The sequence below is a fragment of the Pseudomonas sp. BJP69 genome, assembly GCF_007633355.1.
GTDB classification, from domain to species: domain Bacteria; phylum Pseudomonadota; class Gammaproteobacteria; order Pseudomonadales; family Pseudomonadaceae; genus Aquipseudomonas; species Aquipseudomonas juntendi.
Genome location: NZ_CP041933.1, coordinates 4339039 through 4363470 on the forward strand (window position 1 = coordinate 4339039; position 24432 = coordinate 4363470).

Annotated in this window: 22 protein-coding genes; 9 read left to right on the forward strand and 13 right to left on the reverse strand. The window is 63.4% G+C overall.

Translation table 11 applies throughout. From position 1 onward, the window contains the following. The first annotated feature begins 8 nt into the window (after window positions 1-8). The 5 genes from FPB55_RS20300 to cmoB all read left to right on the forward strand — a co-directional run bounded on the left by FPB55_RS20300 (window position 9) and on the right by cmoB (window position 7760). Window positions 9-2420: a glucose/quinate/shikimate family membrane-bound PQQ-dependent dehydrogenase gene (locus tag FPB55_RS20300; protein WP_110679982.1), complete on the forward strand. Its 2412-nt coding sequence runs from the start codon at window positions 9-11 to the stop codon at window positions 2418-2420. Between the two features lie 148 nt (window positions 2421-2568). Then, a complete protein-coding gene (gene lon / locus FPB55_RS20305; RefSeq protein ID WP_115294650.1) occupies window positions 2569-4989 on the forward strand; it encodes an endopeptidase La in 2421 nt (806 codons plus the stop codon). 593 nt (window positions 4990-5582) lie between these two features. Next, entirely contained in the window at window positions 5583-5975 is a 393-nt protein-coding gene (locus FPB55_RS20310; RefSeq protein ID WP_009684752.1) for a protease inhibitor I42 family protein, read from the forward strand. An 88-nt stretch (window positions 5976-6063) separates the two neighbouring features. Further along, on the forward strand, window positions 6064-6807 hold the full coding sequence (gene cmoA, locus FPB55_RS20315; protein WP_054905120.1) for a carboxy-S-adenosyl-L-methionine synthase CmoA: 744 nt from the start codon (window positions 6064-6066) through the stop codon (window positions 6805-6807). Then, window positions 6804-7760 carry a tRNA 5-methoxyuridine(34)/uridine 5-oxyacetic acid(34) synthase CmoB gene (gene cmoB / locus FPB55_RS20320; RefSeq protein ID WP_054882225.1) on the forward strand — a complete coding sequence of 319 codons (957 nt, stop codon included), beginning with the start codon at window positions 6804-6806 and terminating at the stop codon, window positions 7758-7760. Before cmoA ends, cmoB begins: the two co-directional genes overlap by 4 nt. A 242-nt stretch (window positions 7761-8002) precedes the next feature. On the opposite strand, the gene FPB55_RS20325 is transcribed toward cmoB, so the two are convergent. After that, entirely contained in the window at window positions 8003-8206 is a 204-nt protein-coding gene (locus FPB55_RS20325) for a hypothetical protein (protein ID WP_009684756.1), read from the reverse strand. Window positions 8207-8467: 261 nt separating this feature from the next. On the opposite strand from FPB55_RS20325, the gene FPB55_RS20330 reads away from it, so the two are divergent. Continuing rightward, complete coding sequence (locus tag FPB55_RS20330; RefSeq protein WP_115294652.1) at window positions 8468-9142, forward strand: heavy metal response regulator transcription factor; 675 nt, start codon at window positions 8468-8470, stop codon at window positions 9140-9142. Further along, window positions 9139-10521, forward strand: coding sequence for a heavy metal sensor histidine kinase (locus tag FPB55_RS20335; protein WP_125855399.1), 1383 nt, complete (start codon window positions 9139-9141; stop codon window positions 10519-10521). Before FPB55_RS20330 ends, FPB55_RS20335 begins: the two co-directional genes overlap by 4 nt. Window positions 10522-10567: 46 nt before the next feature. Here FPB55_RS20335 and pdxJ read toward each other — a convergent pair whose 3' ends face one another. From pdxJ to rpoE, 10 genes are all read right to left on the reverse strand, one after another. Continuing rightward, a complete protein-coding gene (gene pdxJ, locus FPB55_RS20340) occupies window positions 10568-11308 on the reverse strand; it encodes a pyridoxine 5'-phosphate synthase (protein ID WP_125855398.1) in 741 nt (246 codons plus the stop codon). A gap of 43 nt (window positions 11309-11351) precedes the next feature. Next, the gene (gene recO, locus FPB55_RS20345; RefSeq protein ID WP_125855397.1) at window positions 11352-12035 is read right to left on the reverse strand and encodes a DNA repair protein RecO; all 684 of its coding nucleotides are present in this window, start codon (window positions 12033-12035) and stop codon (window positions 11352-11354) included. A gap of 165 nt (window positions 12036-12200) precedes the next feature. Next, window positions 12201-13103: a GTPase Era gene (era, locus tag FPB55_RS20350; protein ID WP_003252061.1), complete on the reverse strand. Its 903-nt coding sequence runs from the start codon at window positions 13101-13103 to the stop codon at window positions 12201-12203. Further along, window positions 13096-13785, reverse strand: a complete 690-nt coding sequence (gene rnc / locus FPB55_RS20355) for a ribonuclease III (RefSeq protein ID WP_009684761.1) — start codon at window positions 13783-13785, stop codon at window positions 13096-13098. The genes era and rnc overlap by 8 nt, the downstream gene beginning before the upstream one ends. A 163-nt stretch (window positions 13786-13948) precedes the next feature. Then, window positions 13949-14803 (reverse strand): signal peptidase I, encoded by an 855-nt coding sequence (gene lepB / locus FPB55_RS20360; protein ID WP_009684762.1) that lies wholly within the window; start codon window positions 14801-14803, stop codon window positions 13949-13951. 5 nt (window positions 14804-14808) lie between these two features. Further along, window positions 14809-16608, reverse strand: a complete 1800-nt coding sequence (lepA, locus tag FPB55_RS20365; RefSeq protein ID WP_029886108.1) for a translation elongation factor 4 — start codon at window positions 16606-16608, stop codon at window positions 14809-14811. Window positions 16609-16789: 181 nt separating this feature from the next. After that, the gene (locus FPB55_RS20370) at window positions 16790-18223 is read right to left on the reverse strand and encodes a DegQ family serine endoprotease (RefSeq protein ID WP_029886109.1); all 1434 of its coding nucleotides are present in this window, start codon (window positions 18221-18223) and stop codon (window positions 16790-16792) included. Window positions 18224-18399: 176 nt separating this feature from the next. Further along, complete coding sequence (locus tag FPB55_RS20375; protein WP_110675737.1) at window positions 18400-19365, reverse strand: MucB/RseB C-terminal domain-containing protein; 966 nt, start codon at window positions 19363-19365, stop codon at window positions 18400-18402. Window positions 19366-19377: 12 nt separating this feature from the next. After that, on the reverse strand, window positions 19378-19968 hold the full coding sequence (locus FPB55_RS20380; protein ID WP_029886111.1) for an RseA family anti-sigma factor: 591 nt from the start codon (window positions 19966-19968) through the stop codon (window positions 19378-19380). A 31-nt stretch (window positions 19969-19999) separates the two neighbouring features. Then, complete coding sequence (gene rpoE, locus FPB55_RS20385; protein WP_003252049.1) at window positions 20000-20581, reverse strand: RNA polymerase sigma factor RpoE; 582 nt, start codon at window positions 20579-20581, stop codon at window positions 20000-20002. A 432-nt stretch (window positions 20582-21013) separates the two neighbouring features. Between rpoE and nadB the strand changes: the two genes are divergently transcribed. Continuing rightward, on the forward strand, window positions 21014-22618 hold the full coding sequence (nadB, locus tag FPB55_RS20390; RefSeq protein WP_054905113.1) for an L-aspartate oxidase: 1605 nt from the start codon (window positions 21014-21016) through the stop codon (window positions 22616-22618). On the opposite strand, the gene FPB55_RS20395 is transcribed toward nadB, so the two are convergent. Next, window positions 22605-23069 carry a protein YgfX gene (locus tag FPB55_RS20395; protein WP_115294655.1) on the reverse strand — a complete coding sequence of 155 codons (465 nt, stop codon included), beginning with the start codon at window positions 23067-23069 and terminating at the stop codon, window positions 22605-22607. The two genes, nadB and FPB55_RS20395, sit on opposite strands and share 14 nt — an antisense overlap. Then, on the reverse strand, window positions 23053-23307 hold the full coding sequence (locus FPB55_RS20400) for a succinate dehydrogenase assembly factor 2 (protein ID WP_009684770.1): 255 nt from the start codon (window positions 23305-23307) through the stop codon (window positions 23053-23055). Before FPB55_RS20400 ends, FPB55_RS20395 begins: the two co-directional genes overlap by 17 nt. Window positions 23308-23440: 133 nt before the next feature. Between FPB55_RS20400 and FPB55_RS20405 the strand changes: the two genes are divergently transcribed. Then, window positions 23441-24382 (forward strand): folate-binding protein YgfZ, encoded by a 942-nt coding sequence (locus tag FPB55_RS20405; RefSeq protein ID WP_009684771.1) that lies wholly within the window; start codon window positions 23441-23443, stop codon window positions 24380-24382. Window positions 24383-24432 lie beyond the last annotated feature (50 nt).

Consider the following 24432-nt stretch of genomic DNA (forward strand, 5'->3'; position numbering starts at 1 on the left):
AACCTGAAATGAGCACTGAAGGTGCCAACACTGGAAGCCGCTGGCTACCGCGCCTGATTGGCGCGCTGCTGTTGCTGATGGGCCTGGCCCTGCTGGCCGGCGGCATCAAGTTGAGCCAGCTGGGCGGCTCGCTGTACTACCTTGTTGCCGGTATCGGCTTTGCCTTGTCGGGCATTCTGCTGCTGGCCCAACGGCGCATTGCCTTGGGCCTGTACGGCCTGGTGCTGCTAGGCAGCACGGTATGGGCCTTGCTCGAAGTCGGCCTGGACTGGTGGCAACTGGTGCCGCGCCTGGCCATCTGGTTCGCCATCGGCGTGGTCCTGCTGCTACCGTGGGCACGCCGCCCGCTGATCGGCCCCGCCAGCACTGCCAACACGGCGGTGCTCAGCGTGGCCGTGGTGGCCGCAGGCGCCTGCGCCCTGGGCAGCCAGTTCACCCACCCGGGTGAGGTGTTTGGCGAACTGGGCCGCGACAGCAGCGAGATGGCCAGCGCCGCGCCGAGCATGCCGGACGGCGAATGGCAGGCTTATGGCCGTACCGAGCATGGCGACCGTTATTCGCCACTGCGCCAGATCACCCCGCAGAACGCCTACCGCCTGGAAGAAGCCTGGCGCATCCGCACCGGTGACCTGCCGACCGAGAACGACCCGGTCGAGCTGACCAACCAGAACACCCCGCTGAAAGTCAACGGTATGCTGTATGCCTGCACCGCGCATAGCCGCCTGCTGGCACTCGACCCGGACACCGGCGCGGAAATCTGGCGCTATGACCCGCAGGTGAAGAGCCCCACCGGCACCTTCAAAGGCTTTGCCCACATGACCTGCCGCGGGGTTTCGTATTATGACGAGAACCGCTACGTCAGCCGCGACGGCAGCCCGGCCCCGAAAATCAGCGACGCCGGCCAAGCCGTGGCGCAGGCCTGCCCGCGCCGCCTGTATCTGCCCACCGCAGATGCGCGCCTGATCGCCATCAACGCCGACAACGGCAAGGTCTGCGAAGGCTTCGCCAACCAGGGTGTGATCGACCTGACAACCGGCATCGGCCCGTTCACCGCCGGCGGCTATTACTCCACCTCGCCCGCGGCCATTACCCGCGACCTGGTGATCATCGGCGGCCATGTCACCGACAACGAGTCCACCAACGAGCCGTCTGGCGTCATCCGCGCCTACGACGTGCACGACGGCCACCTGGTGTGGAACTGGGACAGCAACAACCCGGAAGACACCAAGCCGTTGGCCCCCGGCAAGATGTACAGCCGCAACTCGGCCAACATGTGGTCGATCGCCAGTGTCGACGAAGACCTCGGCATGATCTACCTGCCGCTGGGTAACCAGACCCCAGACCAGTGGGGCGCTGACCGCACCCCAGGCGCCGAGAAGTACAGCGCAGGTGTGGTAGCCCTGGACCTTGCGACCGGCAAGGCCCGCTGGAACTACCAGTTCACCCACCACGACCTGTGGGACATGGACGTCGGCAGCCAGCCGACGCTGGTGCACCTGAAGACCGACGATGGCGTGAAACCGGCGATCATCGTGCCGACCAAGCAGGGTAGCCTGTATGTGCTCGACCGCCGCGACGGTACGCCAATCGTGCCGATCCGTGAAATCCCCACCCCGCAAGGTGCGGTGAAAGGCGACCACACTTCGCCGACCCAGGCCCGTTCCGACCTCAACCTGCTGGGCCCGGAACTGACCGAACAAGCCATGTGGGGCGCCACCCCGTTCGACCAGATGCTGTGCCGCATCCAGTTCCGCGAACTGCGCTACGAGGGCCAGTACACCCCACCGTCGGAGCAGGGCTCGCTGGTCTACCCAGGCAACGTAGGCGTATTCAACTGGGGCAGCGTATCGGTCGACCCGGTGCGCCAGTTGCTGTTCACCTCGCCCAACTACATGGCATTCGTGTCGAAGATGGTGCCGCGTGAACAGGTTGCCGAGGGCAGCAAGCGCGAAAGCGAAACCAGCGGCGTGCAGCCGAACACCGGTGCCCCGTATGCCGTGACCATGCACCCGTTCATGTCGCCCCTGGGCGTGCCGTGCCAGGCCCCGGCCTGGGGCTACGTGGCCGCCATCGACCTGTTCACCAACAAAGTCGTGTGGAAGCACAAGAACGGCACCACCCGTGACAGCACACCCGTGCCGATCGGCCTGCCGGTTGGCGTGCCCAGCATGGGCGGCTCGATCGTGACCGCAGGCGGCGTCGGTTTCCTCAGCGGGACCCTCGACCAGTACCTGCGCGCCTACGATGTGAACAACGGCAAGGAACTGTGGAAAGCCCGCCTGCCAGCGGGTGGCCAAGCTACCCCGATGACCTACACCGGCAAGGACGGCAAGCAATATGTGCTGGTGACCGCGGGCGGGCATGGCTCGCTGGGTACGCGGATGGGCGATTACATCATCGCTTACAAATTGGCTGAATAAGCTGCAAGTCACAAGCTACAAGCCGCAAGTAAAAGCGGGGCCAATGCGGTCCCGCTTTTTTCTTGCAGCTTGCAGCTTGCAGCTTGAAACTTGAAACCCAATCCCCTGCGCCCCATCTAAGCACCATAGTCATTCACGCAGGTGCCCCATGAGCGACCAGCAGGATTTCCCGGAACACCCCGACGAACACAGCGAAGTCGAACACACCACCCCCCAGGCCCAAGCCGGCCACGCCCTCGCCCTGCCCGGCCAACAACTGCCGGACAAGGTCTATGTGATTCCGATCCACAACCGCCCGTTCTTCCCGGCCCAGGTACTGCCTGTGATCGTCAACGAAGAGCCCTGGGCGGAAACCCTTGATCTGGTCGCCAAGTCCCCTGACCACTGCCTGGCCCTGTTCTTCATGGACACGCCGGCAGAAGACCACCGCCACTTCGATACCTCGGCATTGCCGCAATACGGCACGCTGGTCAAGGTGCACCATGCCAGCCGTGAAAACGGCAAGCTGCAGTTCGTGGCCCAAGGCCTGACCCGGGTGCGTATCCGTACCTGGCTCAAGCATCACCGCCCGCCCTATCTGGTCGAAGTGGAATACCCGCGCCAGCCCGCCGAGCCTACCGACGAGGTCAAGGCCTACGGTATGGCGCTGATCAACGCGATCAAGGAACTGCTGCCGCTCAACCCGCTCTACAGCGAAGAGCTGAAGAACTACCTCAACCGCTTCAGCCCTAACGACCCGTCGCCGCTCACCGACTTCGCCGCCGCGCTGACCTCGGCTACCGGCGGCCAGTTGCAGGAAGTGCTGGACTGCGTGCCCATGCTCAAGCGCATGGAAAAAGTGCTGCCCATGTTGCGCAAGGAGGTCGAAGTCGCCCGCCTGCAAAACGAGATTTCGGCCGAGGTGAACCGCCAGATTGGCGAGCATCAGCGCGAGTTCTTCCTCAAGGAACAGCTCAAGGTCATTCAGCAGGAGCTGGGCCTGACCAAGGACGACCGCAGTGCCGACCTGGAGCAGTTCGAGCAGCGCCTGGAAGGCAAGACCCTGCCCGAGCAGGCGCGCAAACGCATCGATGAAGAAATGGGCAAACTGGCCATTCTGGAAACCGGTTCGCCCGAATACGCCGTTACCCGCAACTACCTGGAATGGGCCACTGCCCTGCCATGGGGCATCCACGGCAAGGACAAGCTCGACCTCAAGCACGCGCGCAAGGTACTCGACCAACACCATGCAGGCCTCGACGACATCAAGGAACGCATCCTCGAGTTCCTCGCCGTTGGCGCCTGGAAGGGCGAGATCAGCGGCTCGATCGTGCTGCTGGTCGGCCCGCCCGGCGTGGGCAAGACCAGTATCGGCAAGTCGATTGCCGAGTCGCTCGGCCGACCGTTCTACCGCTTCAGCGTCGGCGGCATGCGTGACGAGGCCGAGATCAAGGGCCACCGCCGCACCTACATCGGCGCCCAACCCGGCAAGCTGGTGCAGGCGTTGAAGGATGTCGAAGTGATGAACCCGGTCATCATGCTCGACGAGATCGACAAGATGGGCCAGAGCTACCAGGGCGACCCGGCCTCGGCGCTGCTGGAAACCCTCGACCCGGAACAGAACGTCGACTTCCTCGACCACTACCTGGACCTGCGCCTGGACCTGTCGAAAGTGCTCTTCGTATGTACCGCCAACACCCTGGACTCGATCCCCGGCCCGTTGCTGGACCGCATGGAAGTGATCCGCCTGTCCGGCTATATCACCGAAGAAAAACTGGCCATCGCCAAGCGCCACCTGTGGCCCAAGCAGTTGCAAAAGGCCGGGGTGGCCAAGGCCAGCCTGAGCATCAGCGACAGCGCGCTGCGCATGGTGATCGAGGGCTACGCCCGAGAGGCCGGGGTGCGCCAGCTGGAAAAGCAATTGGGCAAACTGGTGCGCAAGGCGGTGGTCAAGCTGCTGGAAAACCCGGACGCCAAGCTGAAAATCGGCACCAAGGACCTGGAGGCCGCACTCGGCATGCCGGTGTTCCGCAGCGAGCAAGTGCTGGCGGGCAAAGGTGTGATCACCGGCCTGGCCTGGACCAGCATGGGCGGCGCGACCTTGCCGATCGAGGCAACCCGCATCCACACCCTCAACCGCGGCTTCAAGCTGACTGGCAAGCTGGGCGATGTGATGAAGGAATCGGCCGAGATCGCCTACAGCTACGTCAGCTCCAACCTCAAGCAGTTCGGGGGTGACCCCGGTTTCTTCAACGAAGCCTTCATTCACCTGCATGTGCCTGAAGGGGCCACCCCCAAGGACGGGCCGAGCGCTGGCATCACCATGGCCAGTGCCCTGCTGTCGCTGGCCCGCAACCAGGCACCGAAGAAGGGGGTGGCCATGACCGGCGAACTTACCCTCACCGGCCAGGTGCTGCCCATTGGCGGGGTGCGCGAGAAAGTGATCGCGGCACGGCGGCAGAAGATCTTCGAATTGATCTTGCCAGAGCCTAACCGCGGGGACTTCGAGGAACTGCCGGACTACCTGCGCGAAGGTTTGACAGTGCATTTTGCCAAACGCTTTGCCGACGTGGCGAAAGTACTGTTCTGACAGGCCCTGGGCTAATGCCAGTCAGTTAAGCCGGAGTGGCAGCCATTGGGCTGCTTCGCAGCCCATCGCCGGCAAGCCGGGCTCCCGCAGGGGCAGTGCAGACCTCAAGCTTTGCGCGGTACCTGTGGGAGATTCTATGGTTTCTGGCAAGGGTAGCCGGAGCATCTTCAGCGCCTGTGAGATCGAGCGCCGCCCGCGCGGCGCAATCGCGAGCTGCGCTCGCTCCTACGTTTGTTTCGGGCCAGTAACGCCTGTGACAGGCGCGCGCGGCCGCCTTGTTTGTACGGCGCGATATTGAGGCATGCACCAAGGCGTTCGCGCGCAAATCCCACAGGAATAATTGGCCCGAAACAAACGTAGGAGCGAGCGCAGCTCGCGATTGCGCCGCGCGGGCGGCGCTCGCTCTAACAGGCGCTGCCATACCTTGTGGCAAACACCTGTCAGCCCTGACGCGATCCCTGTGGGAGCCCGGCTTGCCGGCGATGGGCCGCACAGCGGCCCCAACCGCTTGACTGACCGGCATCAGGCACAAGCCCCACAAATTTCCTTGATCATCGGTTATCCTCAGGCCATCGCCAGCCTCCGGAGCCAACATGACCGCCCCTCGTCTGCTCGTTCCCCTGAGCTTCGCCCTGCTGGGCGCCTGCGCCCAGCAACCCACTCAACCCGTCGAACTGGACGCCGAAAGCGAGTGCCCCATCCGCCTGCAGGTTGGCCAGAACCTCACGCTGAGCCTGCCCAGCAACCCCTCTACCGGCTACCGTTGGCGTGTGCAGGACCCGGCAGCCGGTGTACTGCACAGCCTTGGCCCCGAGGTCTACAGCGCGCCAGACGACACAGGCATGGTCGGCAGCTCGGGCTTGTCCACCTGGCGCTACCAGGCCCACGCCCGGGGTGAAGGCAAGCTGGTGCTGGTCTACCAGCAGCCTTGGGCCACCGACGTCGCGCCCGTGCAAACCTTCGATTGCGCCCTTCGGGTCAACTGAGCTGCAGCGCCGGTCAGCCAATCATGCATCCAGGCCGCGGTTTGGCTAGAATGCCGCCCTTGCCTACCACCCGCAGCCTGGATCCGCCGTGAGCAAACAACCCGACCGCCTTTTTGCCCAACCCCTGGAGCAAGTGCCCGACTTCGTCTTCAACGAGGACGTGGTGCGCGTGTTCCCAGACATGATCAAGCGCTCGGTGCCGGGGTATCCAACCATCGTGGAAAACCTCGGTGTGCTGGCCGCACGCTTTGCCCAGCCGCATACCGCCCTCTACGACCTGGGCGCATCGCTGGGTGCGGTCACCCAGTCGCTGCGCCGGCATGTGCGCAGCGATGGCTGCCGGGTGATCGCGGTCGACAACTCCGCCGCCATGGTCGAGCGCTGCCGCCAGTACCTCACCGCCCAGGACTCAATGTTCCAGGAGCTGTTGCCGGTACAGGTGCTCGAAGCCGATATCCTCGCTCTCCCTTTCGAGCCCGCCTCGGTGGTGGCGATGAACTTCACCCTGCAATTCATCGCCCCCGACCAACGCCTGGCACTGCTTGCCCGCATCCGCCAGGCACTGCTGCCCGGCGGTGCGTTGATCCTGTCGGAAAAGCTGCGCTTCGCCGATGAGCGAGCCCAGGACCTGCTCAATGAGCTGCACCTGGACTTCAAGCGGGCCAACGGTTACAGCGAACTCGAAATCGCCCAGAAACGCAGCGCCATTGAAAATGTGATGCGCCCCGATACCCTCGAAACCCACCAGGAGCGCCTGCTTGCCGCGGGCTTCTCGAAAGTGGTGCCGTGGTTCCAATGCCTTAACTTCGCCTCGTTGATAGCCCTGCCATGATCGATCTGTCTCCCCTGGTCCGCCGCCTGGCGGGTACCCCCCTGGCTTCCTGGTCGCAAGGCCTGCAAGCGCAACTGCAAGCCAAGCTGGAAAAGGGCCACGGTGACCTGGACCGCTGGCGCGGTGCGCTGGAAGCCTTGCCCGCCGTGCAACCGAGTGAAGTCGACCTGGTCAACGGCCTGCGCCTGGACTGCGACTGCGACGCGGCCACCCGTGCACAGATGCGCCAGGCCTTGATGGGCCTGTCACCTTGGCGCAAAGGCCCGTTCGACCTGTTCGGCGTGCACGTCGACACCGAATGGCGTTCCGACTGGAAGTGGTCTCGCGTTGCCCCCCACCTGGATCTCAAGGGCAAACGTGTGCTCGATGTCGGTTGTGGCAACGGCTACTACCAGTGGCGCATGCTCGGTGCGGGCGCCGACATGGTGATCGGCGTCGACCCCAACTGGCTGTTTTTCTGCCAGTTCCAGGCGGTGCAGCAATACCTGCCGGAACTGCCCGCCTGGCACCTGCCTTTCGCGCTCGAAGAACTGCCGGCCAACCTGGAAGGGTTCGATACGGTGTTTTCCATGGGCGTGTTCTACCACCGCCGCTCGCCCATCGAGCACCTGCTGGCGCTGAAGGACTGCCTGGTCAAAGGGGGGGAGCTGGTACTGGAAACCCTGGTGGTCGAGGGTGATGAAAACCAGGTGCTGGTGCCCGAAGACCGCTACGCACAGATGCGCAATGTCTGGTACCTGCCTTCGGTACCGGCGTTGGCGCGCTGGTTGCGCCGTGCCGGCTTCAGCGACGTACGCTGCGTCGACGTGAGTGTGACCAGCATTGAAGAGCAGCGCAGCACCGACTGGATGCGTTACCAGTCCTTGGCTGACTTCCTCGACCCGAACGACCACAGCAAGACCATCGAAGGCCTGCCCGCACCACGCCGGGCCACCCTGCTGGCGCGCAAATAAAAAAAGCGCCCATGGGGGTAATGCCTGTCAGTTAAGTAATTTGGGGCCGCTTTGCGACCCTTCGCGGGCACGCCCGCTCCCACAGGGGATCGCGCATTTCTTGAGTTCAGCGCCCTGTGGGGGCGGGCGTGCCCGCGAAGGGCTGCAAAGCAGCCCCATTAACGCTTAACTGACAGGCATTACCCATGCGGGCGCCTGAAGACAGCAACGCCGGGGAGCAGTGCCGGCGCCGCTGCTGCGACTCAATCCTTGGCCACCTCACGGGCCTTCTCTTGCGCCTTGCGCTCGCGCTCGGCCACGGCCTGCTGCTTGTCGCCGTGCAGGCGCTGCTGGTCTTCGCGGAACGCTTGCCAGAACTGCCTGGAGCGCTCCGCACCGCCCTCGGCGTAGACACTGGCGCTGCCCAGGGCAAGGGTGGCCAACAGTAGGTATTTGGTCAGGTTCATCGGGGTTGCCTCGTGGTAGCCGATCAGTCAGGCCATGGTCGCAGGGGCTGGCTAACAGCAAGGTGAGGCGCGGATTACAGTCCTGCAATGTGCCGGCGCAATCGCCATGCCGGGGCCGCAACGGACAGCCAGATAACACCCGCATTACAAATCCGTTATCTACGCCTCGGCCGCTAACGCATGCCGTAACATCCTGCGCCTTGACCCTGATGTCACTACAGGGTCGAGAATCGCCCCCTTTTCACCACACCGAGCCAACCCATGCGCCTACTGATCATCGAGGACGAGCTGCGTACCGCCGATTACCTGCAGCAAGGGCTGCGCGAAAACGGCTATGTGGTCGACTGCGCCCATACCGGCACCGACGGCCTGCACCTGGCACGCCAGCACCCGTACGACCTGGTCATCCTCGACGTCAACCTGCCCGAGCTCGATGGCTGGACCGTGCTTCAGCGCCTGCGTGCCGAATCGGCCACGCGCATCATGATGCTGACCGCCCATGGCCGCCTGGCCGACCGGGTAAAGGGCCTGGACCTGGGCGCTGATGACTACCTGCTCAAACCCTTTGAGTTCCCTGAACTGCTGGCGCGCATTCGCAGCCTGCTGCGCCGCAACGACCAGCAACTGCAACCCAGTACCCTGCGGGTCGCCGACCTTGAGCTGGACCCGGGCCGCCACCGCGCCTATCGCGCCGGGCAACGCATCGACCTGACCGCCAAGGAGTTCGCCCTGCTCCACCTGCTGATGCGCCAGACCGGTGAAGTGCTGTCGCGCACGCAGATCATCTCACTGGTGTGGGACATGAATTTCGATTGCGACACCAATGTGGTAGAGGTCTCGATCCGGCGCCTGCGCGCCAAGATCGACGACCCGTTCGACAACAAACTGATCCATACCCTGCGCGGTGTCGGCTACGTGCTGGAGGCGCGTTTTTGAAGACTACCAGCCTTTCTTTGCGCCTGGGGCTTAGCGTCACGCTGATGGGCGCTGCGCTGGTGTTGTTGCTGGCCTGCCTGGCCGTGTTCGCCCTGGATCACGAGCTGGACAGCCGCGCACGCAAGGACTTGGCGCGCAAGATGCTGCAGGTCGAGCACAACCTGCGCGTCGATCTGCGCAGCGAGGACCTGGGCACCAGGGCCCACCCCCTGCTCGACCTGGTGATGGGCCACGACAACCTCAGCCTCAGCGTACTGGCGCAGGAAAGCCGCCACCCGCACCTGCTCAGCCTGGGGCCGGCACTGGACTCGCGCGTCGCTGAGCTGCCCACCGACGAACGCCTGGCCTTTCACGCCTGGCGCGACAGCAGCGGCAACCAGATCCTGACCGTCAGCCGGTTGATGCGCCTGCGTGACAACACCCCGGTCAAGGTGCTGATGTCGCTCAACCGCGCCGACGATAACGCCCTGTTGCAGGCGTACCTGCACTCAACCCTGCTGGCGCTGCCGCTGCTGCTGCTGCTGATTGGCGCGGGTGCCTGGTGGCTGATGCAGCGCGGCCTCCAGCCCCTGCGACATTTTCGGCGCATCGCTGGCCAGGTTTCGGCCCAGGACCTGCAGCATCGCCTGCCCGCCAGCGGCCTGCCACTGGAACTGGCTGAACTCGCGCGCAGCATCAACGTGATGCTCGACCGCCTTGACCAGGGTGTCAGCCAGCTCGCGCAGTTCTCCGACGACTTGGCGCACGAACTGCGTACCCCCTTGAGCAACCTGATGGGCAAGGCCCAGGTGACCCTGGCGCGCGAACGGGAGAACGCCAACTACCGGGAGGTGCTGGAAGACAGTATCGAGGAGCTGACCCGGCTCAACCGCATCATCAATGACATGCTGTTTCTTGCCCAGGTCAGCCAACCGCAAACCCAGGTGGCGCTCAAGCCCTTGGCGTTGGCCGACGAGACTGCCCGGGTAGTCGAGCTGTTCGCCTTCAGTGCCGAGCTCAAAGGCGTAGCGCTGCGGGTGCAGGGTTGGGGCACGGCGTTGGGCGACCGGTTGATGGTTCAACGGGCGCTGTCGAACCTGTTGAGCAATGCCATACGGCACAGCCCTGAGGGTGAACCGGTCGACTTGCATATCCAGCGTACAGGCAACGAAATACGGCTATCTGTGCAGAACCGTGGCCCAGGCATCGCTGCGGCTGAGCAGCCACAGCTGTTCGAACGCTTTTACCGGGTAGGTTCGGGGCGCTCGCGGTTGGAGGGCGGGACCGGCTTGGGGCTGGCGATCGTCAAATCGATCATGCAACTGCACGGCGGGCGGGTTGAGGTGAGCAGCAGCCCCTTGGGGCCGACCCGCTTCACGCTGGTGTTTCCTGCCGAGTGATCGGCCGCCTGTACCCGCGAATAGGCCGGTACAGGCAACTGACAGATCAGCGCGAAGCCGCGACGATCAACGCCTTCATCTCGGCCACTGCAGCCTTGAAGCCCACGAACAGGGCATGCGCCACCAATGCGTGGCCAATGTTCAGCTCATTGATACCCTTGATCGCCGCCACAGCCTCGACGTTGTGGTAATGCAGGCCATGGCCGGCATTGACGATCAGCCCCTGACCCACGCCAAACGCCACACCGTCGACAATGCGCCGCAGCTCATCGGCCACCTCGGCTGGGGTTTGCGCGTCGGCATAGCGCCCGGTGTGCAGCTCGATGGCGGGGGCGCCGACCCGGCGTGAGGCCTCGATCTGCCGCTCGTCAGCATCGATGAACAGCGACACTTCGGCGCCAGTGCGTGCCAGGCGTTCCACCGCCGCCTTGATCCGTGCCTCCTGCCCGGCCACGTCCAGGCCACCTTCGGTGGTCAGCTCCTGACGGGTTTCAGGCACCAGGCAAATGTGCGCCGGGCGAATTTTCTCGGCAAAGGCCATCATCTCTTCGGTGACGCCCATTTCGAAGTTCATGCGCGTCTGCAGCACGTCCTTGAGCAGCAACACGTCGCGCTCCTGAATGTGCCGGCGATCTTCGCGCAGGTGCACGGTAATGCCATCGGCGCCTGCTTCCTCGGCATCCAGGGCAGCCTTGACCGGGTCAGGGTAACGCGTGCCGCGGGCCTGGCGCAGGGTTGCCACGTGGTCGATGTTGACGCCAAGAAGCATGCGGTTGCTGTGAGTCACGAAAGGCTCTCCTGAAGATTGAGGCCCACAGCATACGTCGTGATCAGCGCTTGCGAAACAGTTCCCGGCTGACCAGTGGCTTGCCGCCCAGGTGAACGGCCAGGGCCTGGCGCATCAGGCGCTTGGCGGCGAGCAAGGCACCGTCCGCGCTCCAATCGGCTTGCGCCAGGGCCAGCAGCTCGGTGCCGCGGAACAAGCCGGGTTGCACCAGCTCGACCCGTTCCAGGCCTGCGTCCACGCGCAAGCGGTACAGGCCATCGGCGGCAATGGGGTATTCGTTGACGTCCTGGCTCAGGGAAAACGCGTAACCAAGCTCATCGAGCAGCCGCCATTCGAACGAACGCAGCAGCGGCTCCAGCGGGCGCCCCTCGGCCAAGGCCTGCAGGGTGAGTGCGTAGTGCTCGAAAAGGGCCACGAATGGCGCCTCGGCAGGCAGCAGGCGCATCAGCAACTCGTTGAGGTACAGCCCGCTGAACAGTGCATCGCCATGCAACCAGGCGGCGATGCCGGCGCTGTCCATGCGCCCGACATTCTTCAGCTCGCCACGCCCGCGCAGTTCGAGCTCCAGCGGCACGAACGGCCGTACCAGGCTGCCACCCTTGCCGCGCGCACGGCGCAGTACCGCGCGCATGCGGCCCTGCGGGGTAAAAAAGTCCACCAGCGCACTGGTTTCCTTGTAGGCGCGGCTGTGCAGCACATAGGCTGGCTGGCCGACAGGTTGTTCCATGGGAGATCACTCGTTCCCTGTAGCCAGGAAAACCGCACAGTGGGGCGGCTGTGCAGCCCATCGCCGGCAAGCCACACACCGACCGCATCGCACCCAGGGCTTGTGCAGCACCTGTGGCAACTGGCTTGCCGGCGATGGGCCGCACCGCGGCCCCAACAGTATGGCTTACAGGTCGCCGTAACCCAGCGAACGCAACGCGCGCTCATCGTCGGACCAGCCACCTTTCACCTTGACCCACAGGTTGAGCATGACCTTGGAGTCGAACAGCACTTCCATGTCTTTGCGCGCCTCGGAGCCGATGCGCTTGATGCGCTCGCCCTTGTCGCCAATGATGATCTTTTTCTGGCCATCGCGCTCAACCAGGATCAGCGCGTGGATGTGCAGTACGTGCCCCTGCTGCTTGAATTCCTCGATCTCCACGGTGATCTGGTAAGGCAACTCGGCCCCCAGCTGGCGCATGATCTTCTCGCGCACCAGTTCGGCCGCCAGGAAACGGCTGCTGCGGTCGGTGATCTGGTCTTCCGGGAAGAAGTGGTCATTTTCCGGCAGGTGCTTGGCGATCTGCGCTTCCAGCGCCTCGAGGTTATGGCCCTGCTGCGCAGAAATCGGCATCACCTCGGCGTTCGGCAATTGCTCCTGCAGCCATTGCAAGTGCGGGATCAGCTCGGCCTTCTCTTCCATGCGGTCGGTCTTGTTGACCGCGATGATCAGCGGCCCGGTCACGTACTGCACGCGCTCCAGCACCAGTTGGTCCTCGTCGGTCCACTTGGTACGGTCGACCACGAAGATCACCACATCGACGTCTTTCAGGGCCGCCGAAGCATTGCGGTTCATGTAGCGGTTCAGGGCCTTGTCGTTGGCCTTGTGCATGCCAGGGGTATCGACGTAGATCGCCTGCACATCACCTTCGGTCTTGATGCCGAGCATGTTGTGGCGGGTGGTCTGCGGCTTGCGCGAGGTAATCGCCAGCTTCTGGCCGAGGATGTGGTTGAGCAGGGTCGACTTGCCCACGTTCGGGCGGCCGACAATGGCTACATAGCCGCAGCGGGTCGGGTTGCTATCAGTCATTGCCATTCTCCACGCCCAGGGCGATCAGTGCAGACGCAGCGGCAACTTGCTCGGCAATACGCCGGCTAACGCCTTGGCCACGGCTCTTGTTGTTCAGCAGCACCACTTCGCATTCGACGAAAAAGGTGCGGCAGTGCGGCTCGCCCTGGATATCCACCACTTCGTAGCGCGGCAGCTCGCAGCTGCGCGACTGCAGGAACTCTTGCAGGCGGGTTTTCGGGTCCTTGTTGGTGTCGACCAGGGTCAGGCCCTCGAACTCATTGGCCAGCCAGGCCAGCACGCGCTCGCGGGCGGTTTCCATGTCGGCGTCTAGGTAAATGGCGCCAATCAGTGCTTCCAGCGCATCGGCAAGGATCGACTCGCGGCGAAAACCACCGCTCTTGAGCTCGCCGGACCCCAGGCGCAGGTACTCACCAAGGTCGAAGCCACGGGCCAGGCGGGCCAGGGTTTCGCCCTTGACCAGCCGCGCCCGCAGGCGCGACAGCTGGCCTTCGCGGGCCTGCGGAAAACGCTCGAACAGCGCTTCACCGGCGACGAAGTTGAGAATGGCGTCACCCAGGAACTCCAGGCGCTCGTTGTTGCGCCCGGCGTAACTGCGATGGGTCAGCGCCAGGAGCATCTGGTCCTGGTTCTTGAAGGTGTAGCCGAGCTTTCGCTCCAGACGGGCAAGGGAAGCACTCATGCGGCCACCCGTTGGTTATTTAACGCGTTGTTCAAATCAACATCCTGAAAGACTGTTTGGCTGTGGCCCGCCGCGCGATGTGCGGCGAATCTCCCGATCCCTGAGAACACAGCCTATGTCAGAAATGCATTCGGCGCTGTCTGCTGGACAGCGCCGATGGGTATCAATGGATCAAACCGACCCGCGACAGGTTGGGCAGGTGGCTGAGCTTGGGTTCCGGCCAGCTCATCCATACCGCGAAGGCCTTGCCGACGATGTTCCGGTCCGGAACCATGCCGTGCAGCTCCTTGGGAATGTTCGGGTCATCCCAGAAACGGCTGTCGTTGGAGTTGTCGCGGTTGTCGCCCATCATGAAGTAGTGGCCTGCCGGCACGGTCCATTGCTGGTCCGGCGGCATGCGATAGCGGCTCATTTCCTTGCGGATCAGGTGTTCGGTCTCGCCCAGCTTTTCCTTGTACAGCGTGGCGCTGCCCAAGGTGCCCGGCTCGCTACCTACCAGCTGTTCGGCAACCGGCTGGCCGTTGACGAACAGGCGCTTGTCGTTGGTATAACGCACCACATCGCCTGGCAGGCCGACCACACGCTTGATGTAGTTGACGTTCGGGTCGCTCGGGTAACGGAACACCATGACGTCGCCGCGCTGCGGGTCACCCACTTCGATGACCTTCTTGTCGATCACCGGCAGGCGAATGCCATAGGAGAACTTGTTCACCAGGATGAAATCGCCCACTTCCAGAGTGGGTTTCATCGACCCCGAAGGGATCTGGAACGGCTCGACCAGGAACGAGCGCAGTACCAGTACGATGAACAGCACCGGGAAGAACGACTTGCCGTACTCGACCAGCAACGGTTCCTTGTTCAGGCGCTCGACCACCGCCATTTCAGGCTGGCTTACGCTGCCCTGATAGTTGGCAATTGCCGCACGCCGGCGCGGGGCCAGGAACAGCAAGTCGATCAAGCCCAGCAAACCGCAGACGAATACGGCAATGACCAGCAACAGCGGGAAATTTAGCGACATAGGACCTAGCTATCCAACCTGAGCACGGCGAGGAAGGCTTCCTGTGGAATTTCCACGTTGCCCACCTGTTTCATGCGTTTCTTACCGGCCTTCTGCTTCTCCAGCAGTTTCTTCTTACGGCTGACGTCACCACCGTAGCACTTGGCCAGTACGTTCTTTCTGAGCGCCTTGACGGTTGTCCGGGCAATGATCTGGCCGCCAATGGCTGCCTGGATCGCCACGTCGAACATCTGCCGAGGGATCAGTTCCTTCATCTTCTCGGTCAACGCACGGCCTTTGTAGGCCGCGTTGTCGCGGTGCACGATCAATGCCAGGGCATCGACCTTGTCGCCGTTGATCAGCACGTCCAGCTTGACCAGGTTGGCCGACTGGTAGCGATCAAAATGGTAATCCAGCGAAGCATAGCCGCGGCTGGTGGATTTGAGGCGGTCGAAGAAGTCCAGCACCACTTCGTTCATCGGCATGTCATAGCGCACCTGCACCTGGCTGCCGAGGAACTGCATGTCGCGCTGCACACCACGCTTCTCGATGCACAAGGTGATCACGTTACCCAGGTGCTCCTGCGGCACCAGAATGGTCGCGGTCACGATCGGCTCGCGGAAGTCGGCCACGGCTGAAACATCCGGGAGCTTGGACGGGTTGTCGACGACAATAGTTTCGCCGGTTTTCAACTCCAGCTCGTAGATCACGCTGGGTGCGGTGGTGATCAGGTCCAGGTCGTACTCGCGCTCCAGGCGCTCCTGGATGATCTCCATGTGCAGCATGCCGAGGAAGCCGCAACGGAAACCGAAGCCCAGTGCATCGGAGCTTTCCGGCATGTACTGCAGCGACGAATCGTTCAGGGTGAGCTTCTGCAGGGCATCGCGGAAGTCTTCGAAGTCGTCGGAGCTGACCGGGAACAGGCCTGCGTAGACCTGCGGCTGGATTTTCTTGAAGCCTGGCAGCACTTCGACCTCGGGGGTCGAGGACAAGGTCAGGGTGTCGCCTACCGGGGCACCGTGAATGTCCTTGATGCTGGCGATGATGAAGCCCACTTCACCGGCTTTCAGGTCGGCGGTCTGGGTGTGTTTCGGGGTGAACACCCCCACGCTGTCGACCAGGTGCACCTTGCCGGTGGACTTGACCAGGATCTTGTCGCCCTTCTTCACGCGCCCCTGGCGCACGCGCACCAGCGAGACCACGCCCAGGTAGTTGTCGAACCAGGAGTCGATGATCAGCGCTTGCAGCGGCGCATCGATTTCGCCCACGGGTGCCGGGATCGAGTGCACCAGGCGCTCGAGCACCTCGTCCACACCCATGCCGCTCTTGGCACTGCAGGCCACGGCGTCAGTGGCGTCGATACCGATGATTTTCTCGATTTCGTCCTTGACGCGGTCCGGGTCGGCCTGGGGCAGGTCCATCTTGTTGAGGACCGGCATGACCTCCAGGCCCTGCTCGATGGCGGTATAGCAGTTGGCTACCGACTGGGCCTCTACACCCTGGCCGGCGTCGACCACCAGCAGTGCGCCTTCACAGGCTGCCAGCGAGCGCGAGACTTCATAGGTGAAGTCGACGTGGCCGGGGGTGTCGATGAAGTTCAGCTGGTAGATCTTGCCGTCCTGCGCCTTGTAGTGCAGCGTGACGCTGTGGGCCTTGATGGTAATACCGCGTTCGCGCTCCAGGTCCATGGAGTCCAGTACCTGGGCTTCCATTTCGCGAGCCGTCAGGCCACCGCACATCTGGATGAAACGGTCGGCCAGCGTCGACTTGCCATGGTCGATGTGGGCGATGATGGAGAAATTGCGGATATGACTCAAATCACTCACGGGTCAACACTCGAAAAGGCTGCGAGCCGGACGCCCGCCGAAAAATAGCCGGGCATTGTACCTTAAGCTGTTCGCAGATGGGAGATTCCTCTGCCCGACTGTACACAACTACCCGCCAGTCAATTGTGAATATTCATGAAAAAGGGCAGCCGAAGCTGCCCTTTTCGCCCCACCTGGCCGCTTATTCAGCGAGCTTGAAGGTGATGAAGCTGGCACGGCCCTGACGCAGCACGCGCATCGACACCGAGCGGTTCTTCGGCAGTTCCTTGGCGATTTCGGTGAATTCCTTGGCCGAGCCGATGGCCTGGTTGTTCAGGTGGCTGATGACGTCACCCGGGCGCAGGCCGATGAGCGCTGCCGGACCATCCTGGACTTCCTTGATCACCACGCCGCCCTTGAGCTCGAGGGATTTTTTCTGCTCGGCGGTCAGGTCGGCGACCGCGACACCCAGGCGGTTGCTGCTGCGCTCGGTGCTGCCGTCGGCACCGGCGGTGATGTCGGCGTCGTCGTCCGGCATGGCGCCCACGGCCACGTCCAGGGTCTGGCGCTTGCCGTTGCGGATGATTTCCAGCTTGGCTTTCTCGCCATCCTTGAGGCTGCCGACCAGGTGCGGCAGGTCGGCCGACATGACGATCGGCTGGCCGTTCATGCTCAGGATCACGTCACCCACCTGCAAGCCACCCTTGGCGGCCGGGCCGTTTTCCAGCACCTGGGCTACCAGGGCGCCGGCCGGCTTGTCGAGGCCGAAGGATTCGGCCAGGTCCTTGTTGACCTCCTGAATCACCACGCCCAGCCAGCCGCGGCTGACTTTGCCGTCTTTCTTCAACTGGTTGGAAACGTCGAGCGCCACATCGATCGGGATGGCGAACGACAGGCCCATGAAGCCGCCCGAACGGGTGAAGATCTGCGAGTTGATACCCACCACTTCGCCCTTCATGTTGAACAGCGGACCACCGGAGTTACCCGGGTTGATGGCCACGTCGGTCTGGATGAACGGCACATAGGTATCGTTGGGCAGGGTGCGGCCCTTGGCGCTGACGATGCCCTTGGTCACCGAATGGTCGAAGCCGAACGGCGAACCGATGGCCAATACCCACTCGCCCACCTTGAGCTTCTCGGAGTCACCCAGTTTCACGGTGGGCAGGTTCTTGCCATCGACCTTGAGCAAGGCCACGTCGGTACGGGGATCGGTGCCGATCAGCTTGGCCTGCAGCTCACTGCGGTCCGACAGGCGGACGATGATCTCGTCGGCATCGGCGACCACATGGTTGTTGGTCAATACATAGCCATCGCTGGAAATGATGAAGCCAGAGCCCAGCGACATGGCCTCACGCTGGCGATCGCCACGGGGCGAGCGCGGCTGTTGCGGCATGTTGCGCTCGAAGAATTCGCGGAACATCGGCGGCAGGCCTTCCAGGTCCGGCATCTGGCCCTGGGCGACGCGGCGGTCCGGCAGCTTCTGCTTGGTGCTGATGTTGACCACCGCGGGCGAGGCCTGCTCGACCAGCGTGGTGAAGTCCGGCAGGGCTTCGTCGGCCTGGGCGGTGAGCGCCTGGCCGAGCATCAGCACGGTGGCGACCATCATTAGGTAGGATTTCAAGCGTGGTATTGACATACGGCTCCCGTCACAACGAGCGGTAGTTAGAAAGGCCCCTGCACAAAACAGGAAAGGCCAGGCTCCTGAAAGCCTGACCTATAGAAAATTTGCCGCAGGATTGCAAATGACAATGCTTTAATTTCATTTCAGGCGCATGCCCGGCTGCCTTTGGCACGGCCCGCAAACGGGCACCATTACTGGCGTGCCTGGGCATCCTGAGGTCGCATGGACAGGGCAACACGCTCTGCCGTACCCAGGGGGATTTCACCGACGACCGTCACCATGACCTTGCCCTTGGGCGTATTCAGGCGACGCGAAACCGCCGACGTCGGCCCAAGCTGGGTGCGCACATCGTTACCACCGTCATCCTTGACCGGCTCGAGGAACACCGAGAAGCGCGCCAGGCCATCGTCGTACATCAGGCTACTGACCGAGCTGCCAAGCTTGGGGTCGCGGTGCACGGTGCTGTTGACCAGTTCGAAGCCCGGCGGCAACCAGTCCGAACGCCAGGCGGCGATGTTGTCATTGCTGACCGAGGCCACATGCTGCACAGGCTTGCAGGCGGCGCTTGGCTGCAGGTCGCTGTCGCTGGGCAGGTCATCGGTATCGAGACGGGTCATCTGGAAGCGTTCCAGCAACTGCCCCTTGTCGTTGAGCATCAAGGAGCGCAGCGGCAGGCCGGTCTTGCGGTCCAGGTGCAATTCGAAGGCATAGCGGTGCTGGTCGCGCGGCGTGAGCGTCACAATCACCGCGTCACGCCCGGCCACGCGTGACTTGCCAGCCACGCTCAGGTCGTACCAACCCATGAGCTTAAGGGGATCAAGCACACGCGGTGCAGTATCTGGAGGGCTGGTAACCCCGCTGGCCAAGGCGCCGCTGACACACGCCACCTTGCCATCCACGCGCACGATTTCCTCGGCTGCGCCGTCGAGCTGCAATAGCCGCTCGCTGACCTTGCCGCCTTCTACCCTGTGCCAGATATCGTGGGAAGAAAAACTACCGTTGCGTTCGTAGACGAAAGCGCCTTGGTAGCTCTGTTTTTGCTCGGCCTGTGCCAGCTTGTTCAGCCATTCACTCGCCTCGGGCGAAGAATTGGCTGCCAACGCTGGCACCGTCATGCAGCTGCCAACCAGCAGCGTCAGGAGAGGTAGCGCGCGCATGAGCCTCCTTACTTAACGGTTTTCCAGGCTGGCAGCGCGGGCATACGGAAGTGCAGTTTCAGTACCCTTGAGCGCAGACTCCTGAGCATGCTGGCGCAGGTAACCTGGCAGACGCTGGTCCCAGCCGGCCTGGTTCTGCAGCACACCGTTGGCCATTGGCCCGGTCGGTTGCTCGCTGCTCTCGGTGTAACCTGCCAATACTGCAGGGCCCTGTGCTTGTGGCACGCTCACGCCCTGCTGGACCGGCTGCTGGGCAGCCAGCTCGGCACCGGTGATCTCGTCCTGGTTGTACATGCGCACACCCGCCAGCACGGCCACGGTGACCGAAGCAGCCACAGCCAGGCGGCCGATACTGCGCCACGGGCCCTTGTTGACCTTGGCCGGCACGGCTTCATCGGCCAGCGCCGCAGACACCGCCGAGGCGATATCCAGGTTGGGCAGCAGCAACTCCTTGTGCATGGCTGCGCGGGCTACCTGGTAACGGGACCAGGTGGCACGGGTTTCGGCTTCGTCGACGGCGTTCAACACCCGACGCAATTCCAGTTCGTCCGCTTCGTTATCCATTACCGCGGACAGCGATTCCTGCAAAGCTTCACGACTCATGGCGGTTCCTCTCTTGGCTGTCGCCGCTGTCTCAGGTTTCCTGCAACAACGGTTGCAGGGCTTTGTCTATGGCCTCCCGAGCGCGGAAGATTCGAGAGCGCACGGTACCCACCGGACATTGCATGACACTGGCAATGTCTTCGTAACTCAGGCCATCGAACTCACGCAGGGTAAGCGCCGTGCGCAGGTCTTCGGGCAGTTGCTGGATGGTGCGATGGACGGTGCCTTCGATCTCATCCCGCAACAACGAGCGCTCTGGAGACTCAAGATCCTTGAGGCCATGATCGCCGTCGTAAAACTCCGCATCCTCGGAGCTGACATCGCTGTCTGGCGGCCGTCTTCCACGGGACACCAGGTAGTTCTTCGCCGTGTTGATGGCGATGCGGTACAGCCACGTGTAAAACGCACTGTCGCCGCGGAAATTGCCAAGTGCACGGTAGGCCTTGATAAAGGCTTCCTGCGCAACATCCTGGGCCTCGTGGGTATCGTGAACGAACCGCACGATCAACCCGAGAATCTTGTGCTGATACTTCAGCACCAACAGATCGAACGCTCGCCTGTCGCCGCGCTGCACGCGCTCGACAAGTTGCTGATCCTCTTCCTGGGTTAGCATGAACACTCCTCAGTGAACTCGAAGGAGCGTTGCAACAGCCATCGCTCAGGCTTGCAACCATAGACTCGGGCTTTTCGCAAAAGTTCTCCCCTCCAAGCAAGTTTCCTGCAGCCCTTGGTCGGCTTGCACGGAAGACGAGGCACGGTCATCGCCGGCTTCGTCGATAATCAGGTTACGTGTACGCAGGGACAGCCGGGACAGGCCTGCCGCCCTGCGTCGCCGCGGCAATTTGTGGCGTGCGGGCAGCCTTCATAGGATTTCCGGCTATGTCGGAAAGTTCCCACAAAGGTTGGCCACGCTCGCAGCTGGCATGGAAATTGGCCACCGGGGGCTGCTATAAAGGCAGCCCGGTCGAGCGAACAATAGTTTCACTATGCCACCTGCGCGTGGCTATTGTGCCGCGCCCCCTCCAAAGATTACTAGTGTCCCGACATGAGCCAACAATTCCAACATGATGTCCTGGTGATCGGCAGCGGTGCCGCCGGTCTCAGCCTGGCACTCAACCTCCCCAGCCACCTGCGCATCGCCGTGCTGAGCAAGGGCGACCTGGCCAATGGCTCGACCTTCTGGGCCCAGGGCGGTGTCGCTGCGGTGCTGGACAATACCGACACAGTGCAGTCGCATGTGGAGGATACCCTCAATGCCGGCGGCGGCCTGTGCCATGAAGACGCCGTACGCTTTACTGTCGAACACAGCCGCGAGGCCATACAGTGGCTGATCGAACAAGGCGTACCGTTTACCCGCGACGAGCACTACAGCGTCGACGATGGCGGCTTCGAGTTCCACCTTACCCGCGAGGGCGGCCATAGCCACCGGCGGATCATCCACGCCGCCGATGCGACCGGTGCCGCCATTTTCACCACGCTGCTCAAGCAGGCCCGCTCGCGCCCGAATATCGAGCTGCTGGAACAGCGCGTGGCAGTCGACCTGATCACCGAGCGGCGCCTGGGCCTGCCCGGCGAGCGCTGCCTGGGCGCCTATGTGCTCAACCGCAACAGTGGTGAGGTCGACACCTTCGGGGCACGCTTCACCGTGCTGGCCACTGGCGGCGCGGCCAAGGTCTACCTCTACACCAGCAACCCCGACGGCGCGTGTGGCGACGGCATTGCCATGGCCTGGCGGGCCGGTTGCCGGGTGGCGAACCTGGAGTTCAACCAGTTCCACCCGACCTGCCTGTATCACCCGCAGGCCAAGAGCTTCCTGATCACCGAGGCCCTGCGTGGCGAGGGCGCCCTGCTGCGCCTGCCCAATGGCGAGCGTTTCATGCCACGTTTCGACCCGCGCGAGGAACTGGCGCCCCGCGATATCGTCGCCCGCGCCATCGACCACGAAATGAAGCGCCTGGGTGTGGACTGCGTGTACCTGGACATCACCCACAAGCCAGCCGAGTTCATCAAGGGCCACTTCCCCACCGTGTACGAGCGGTGCCTGGCGTTTGGCATCGACATCACCCGCCAGCCGATTCCGGTGGTGCCTGCCGCGCACTACACTTGCGGCGGGGTAATGGTCGACGACCGCGGCCACACCGATGTGCCGGGTTTGTACGCGATTGGCGAAACCAGTTTCACGGGCCTGCATGGCGCCAACCGCATGGCCAGCAACTCACTGCTGGAGTGCTTTGTGTATGGCCGCGCCGCGGCTGCCGACATCGAGGCCAACCTGCAGCAGGTGAGCATGCCAAGGGCTCTGCCGGGTTGGGATGCCAGCCAGGTGACCGATTCGGACGAGGACGTGATCATCGCGCACAACTGGGACGAGTTGCGGCGGTTCATGTGGGACTACGTGGGTATCGTGCGCACCAGCAAGCGCCTGCAGCGGGCGCAGCACCGCATTCGGTTGCTGCTGGATGAAATCGACGAGTTCTACAGTAACTACAAGGTCAGCCGCGACCTGATCGAACTGCGCAACCTGGCACAGGTGGCCGAGCTGATGATCCTGTCGGCGATGCAGCGCAAGGAGAGCCGCGGCTTGCATTACACCCTGGACTACCCGGGCATGCTGGACGAAGCAAAGGACACGGTGCTCAGCCCGACCTGAGCGCTGCAGCGCCCCAGCGCCGCCGGCTGAATTTCAACCGCACCCGCAACCGCCGATGCTCATCCGCGCCCAGGGCATCCGGCGGTATACACTGGCTTTGCCCCAACCAGCGCCCGGTGCGCTCAAAGCGCACCACCACCAACCCAGGCAGGGCCATGCTGTCCCGGCACAGCCGCACAGGCTGCCAGCCACCACCACGGGTGTACACCTGCCAGCCGCGCACATCACGGCGCAAGCCGGTAACGGCCTGTTCATGGGTCAACAGAATACGGCGGGGAAGCGCCCAGGTAGCGTGGGCAAGGCAGGCAATGATGAGGGTAAACGCCAGCCAGGCTGGCAGCGCGCTTGCCCACGCGGCAAGCCAGGCTACCCCCTGGCATGCCAGGTAGACAGCCAGCAGCCGGCGCGAGCCCTGCCAGCGGCACTCATAACACTCACTTGGGCTGGACACGGTCCAGAATGATGCGAACCATGCGCTGCAGCTCCGGGTCTTCAGACTCGGTGCGCTCCATGAACCAGCCGAACATGTCCTGATCCTCGCAGCTCAACAGGCGCACGTACAGTTCGCGGTCGGCCTCGTTGAGGGTGGGGTAGACTTCCTGGGTGAAAGGCACCAGCAGCACGTCCAGTTCCAGCATGCCGCGGCGGCTGTGCCAGAACAGCCGGTTGAGTTCAGTTTGTTCGACCATGGGGCCCTCCTCGAATGGCCCGCCAGTATACAGCCAGGCGAGCGCAGCGGCACCGGGCGTTGGTCTACTCACCTACCTATTTTGTTACCGGCGTTCTATGATGGCCGCCAGTCTTTAGCCACCGCGATGACCCATGGCCGATTCCGCTTTCTTCTGCCCCCTGTCCCACGAGGGCATCCTCGCCGTCCGCGGCTCCGATGCAGGCAAGTTCCTGCAAGGCCAGCTGACCTGCAACATCAACTATCTCAGCCAGGAACATGCCGGCCTCGGCGCCCGCTGCATGGTCAAGGGGCGCATGCAGTCGAGCTTCCGTATCCTGCCCGAAGGCAACGGCTACCTGCTGGCCATGGCCAGCGAGCTGCTCGAGGCGCAATTGGCCGACCTGAAGAAGTACGCCGTGTTTTCAAAGGCCACGCTCACCGATGAGAGCAGCGCCTGGGCACGCTTCGGCCTGCAAGGGGGCGAAGCGGCACTGCAAGCACTGGGGATCGACCTGCCCAGCGCCGCGGGCAGCACCGTGCGCCAGGCCGGGCTGATCGCGGTCACCGTGTCCGCCGGCCGCGTAGAGCTGTGGGTAGCGGCGGACAACGCCGAGCCCGTGCGCCAGGCCCTCGCCGCCGCCCTGCCCGAAGGCAGCCTCAACGACTGGCTGCTCGGCCAGGTTCGCGCCGGCATCGGTCAGGTCATGGGGCCGACCCGCGAGCTGTTCATTCCCCAGATGATCAACCTGCAAGCTGTCGATGGCGTCAGCTTCAAGAAGGGCTGCTACACCGGCCAGGAGATCGTCGCGCGCATGCAGTACCTGGGCAAGCTCAAGCGCCGTCAGTACCGCCTGGCGCTGGACCAGGCCGCCGTTCCGGCGCCGGGGGCGGAAATCTTCTCGCCCACCCACGGCTCGTCGGTCGGTGAAGTGGTGCTGGCCGCCAGCAACGGTGCCGGCTGCGAATTGCTCGCCGTGCTGAGTGCCGAGGCGGTAGAAGACGACAACCTGCACCTGGGCAGCCTGGAAGGCCCGCGCCTGCAGGTGCTGACCCTGCCTTACGAACTGGACCGCGACCGGGAAATCCAGCGCTGACCAGCCTGCCCCGCCCGCGTGGCGGGGCCGCACCACCACTGCGGTAGACA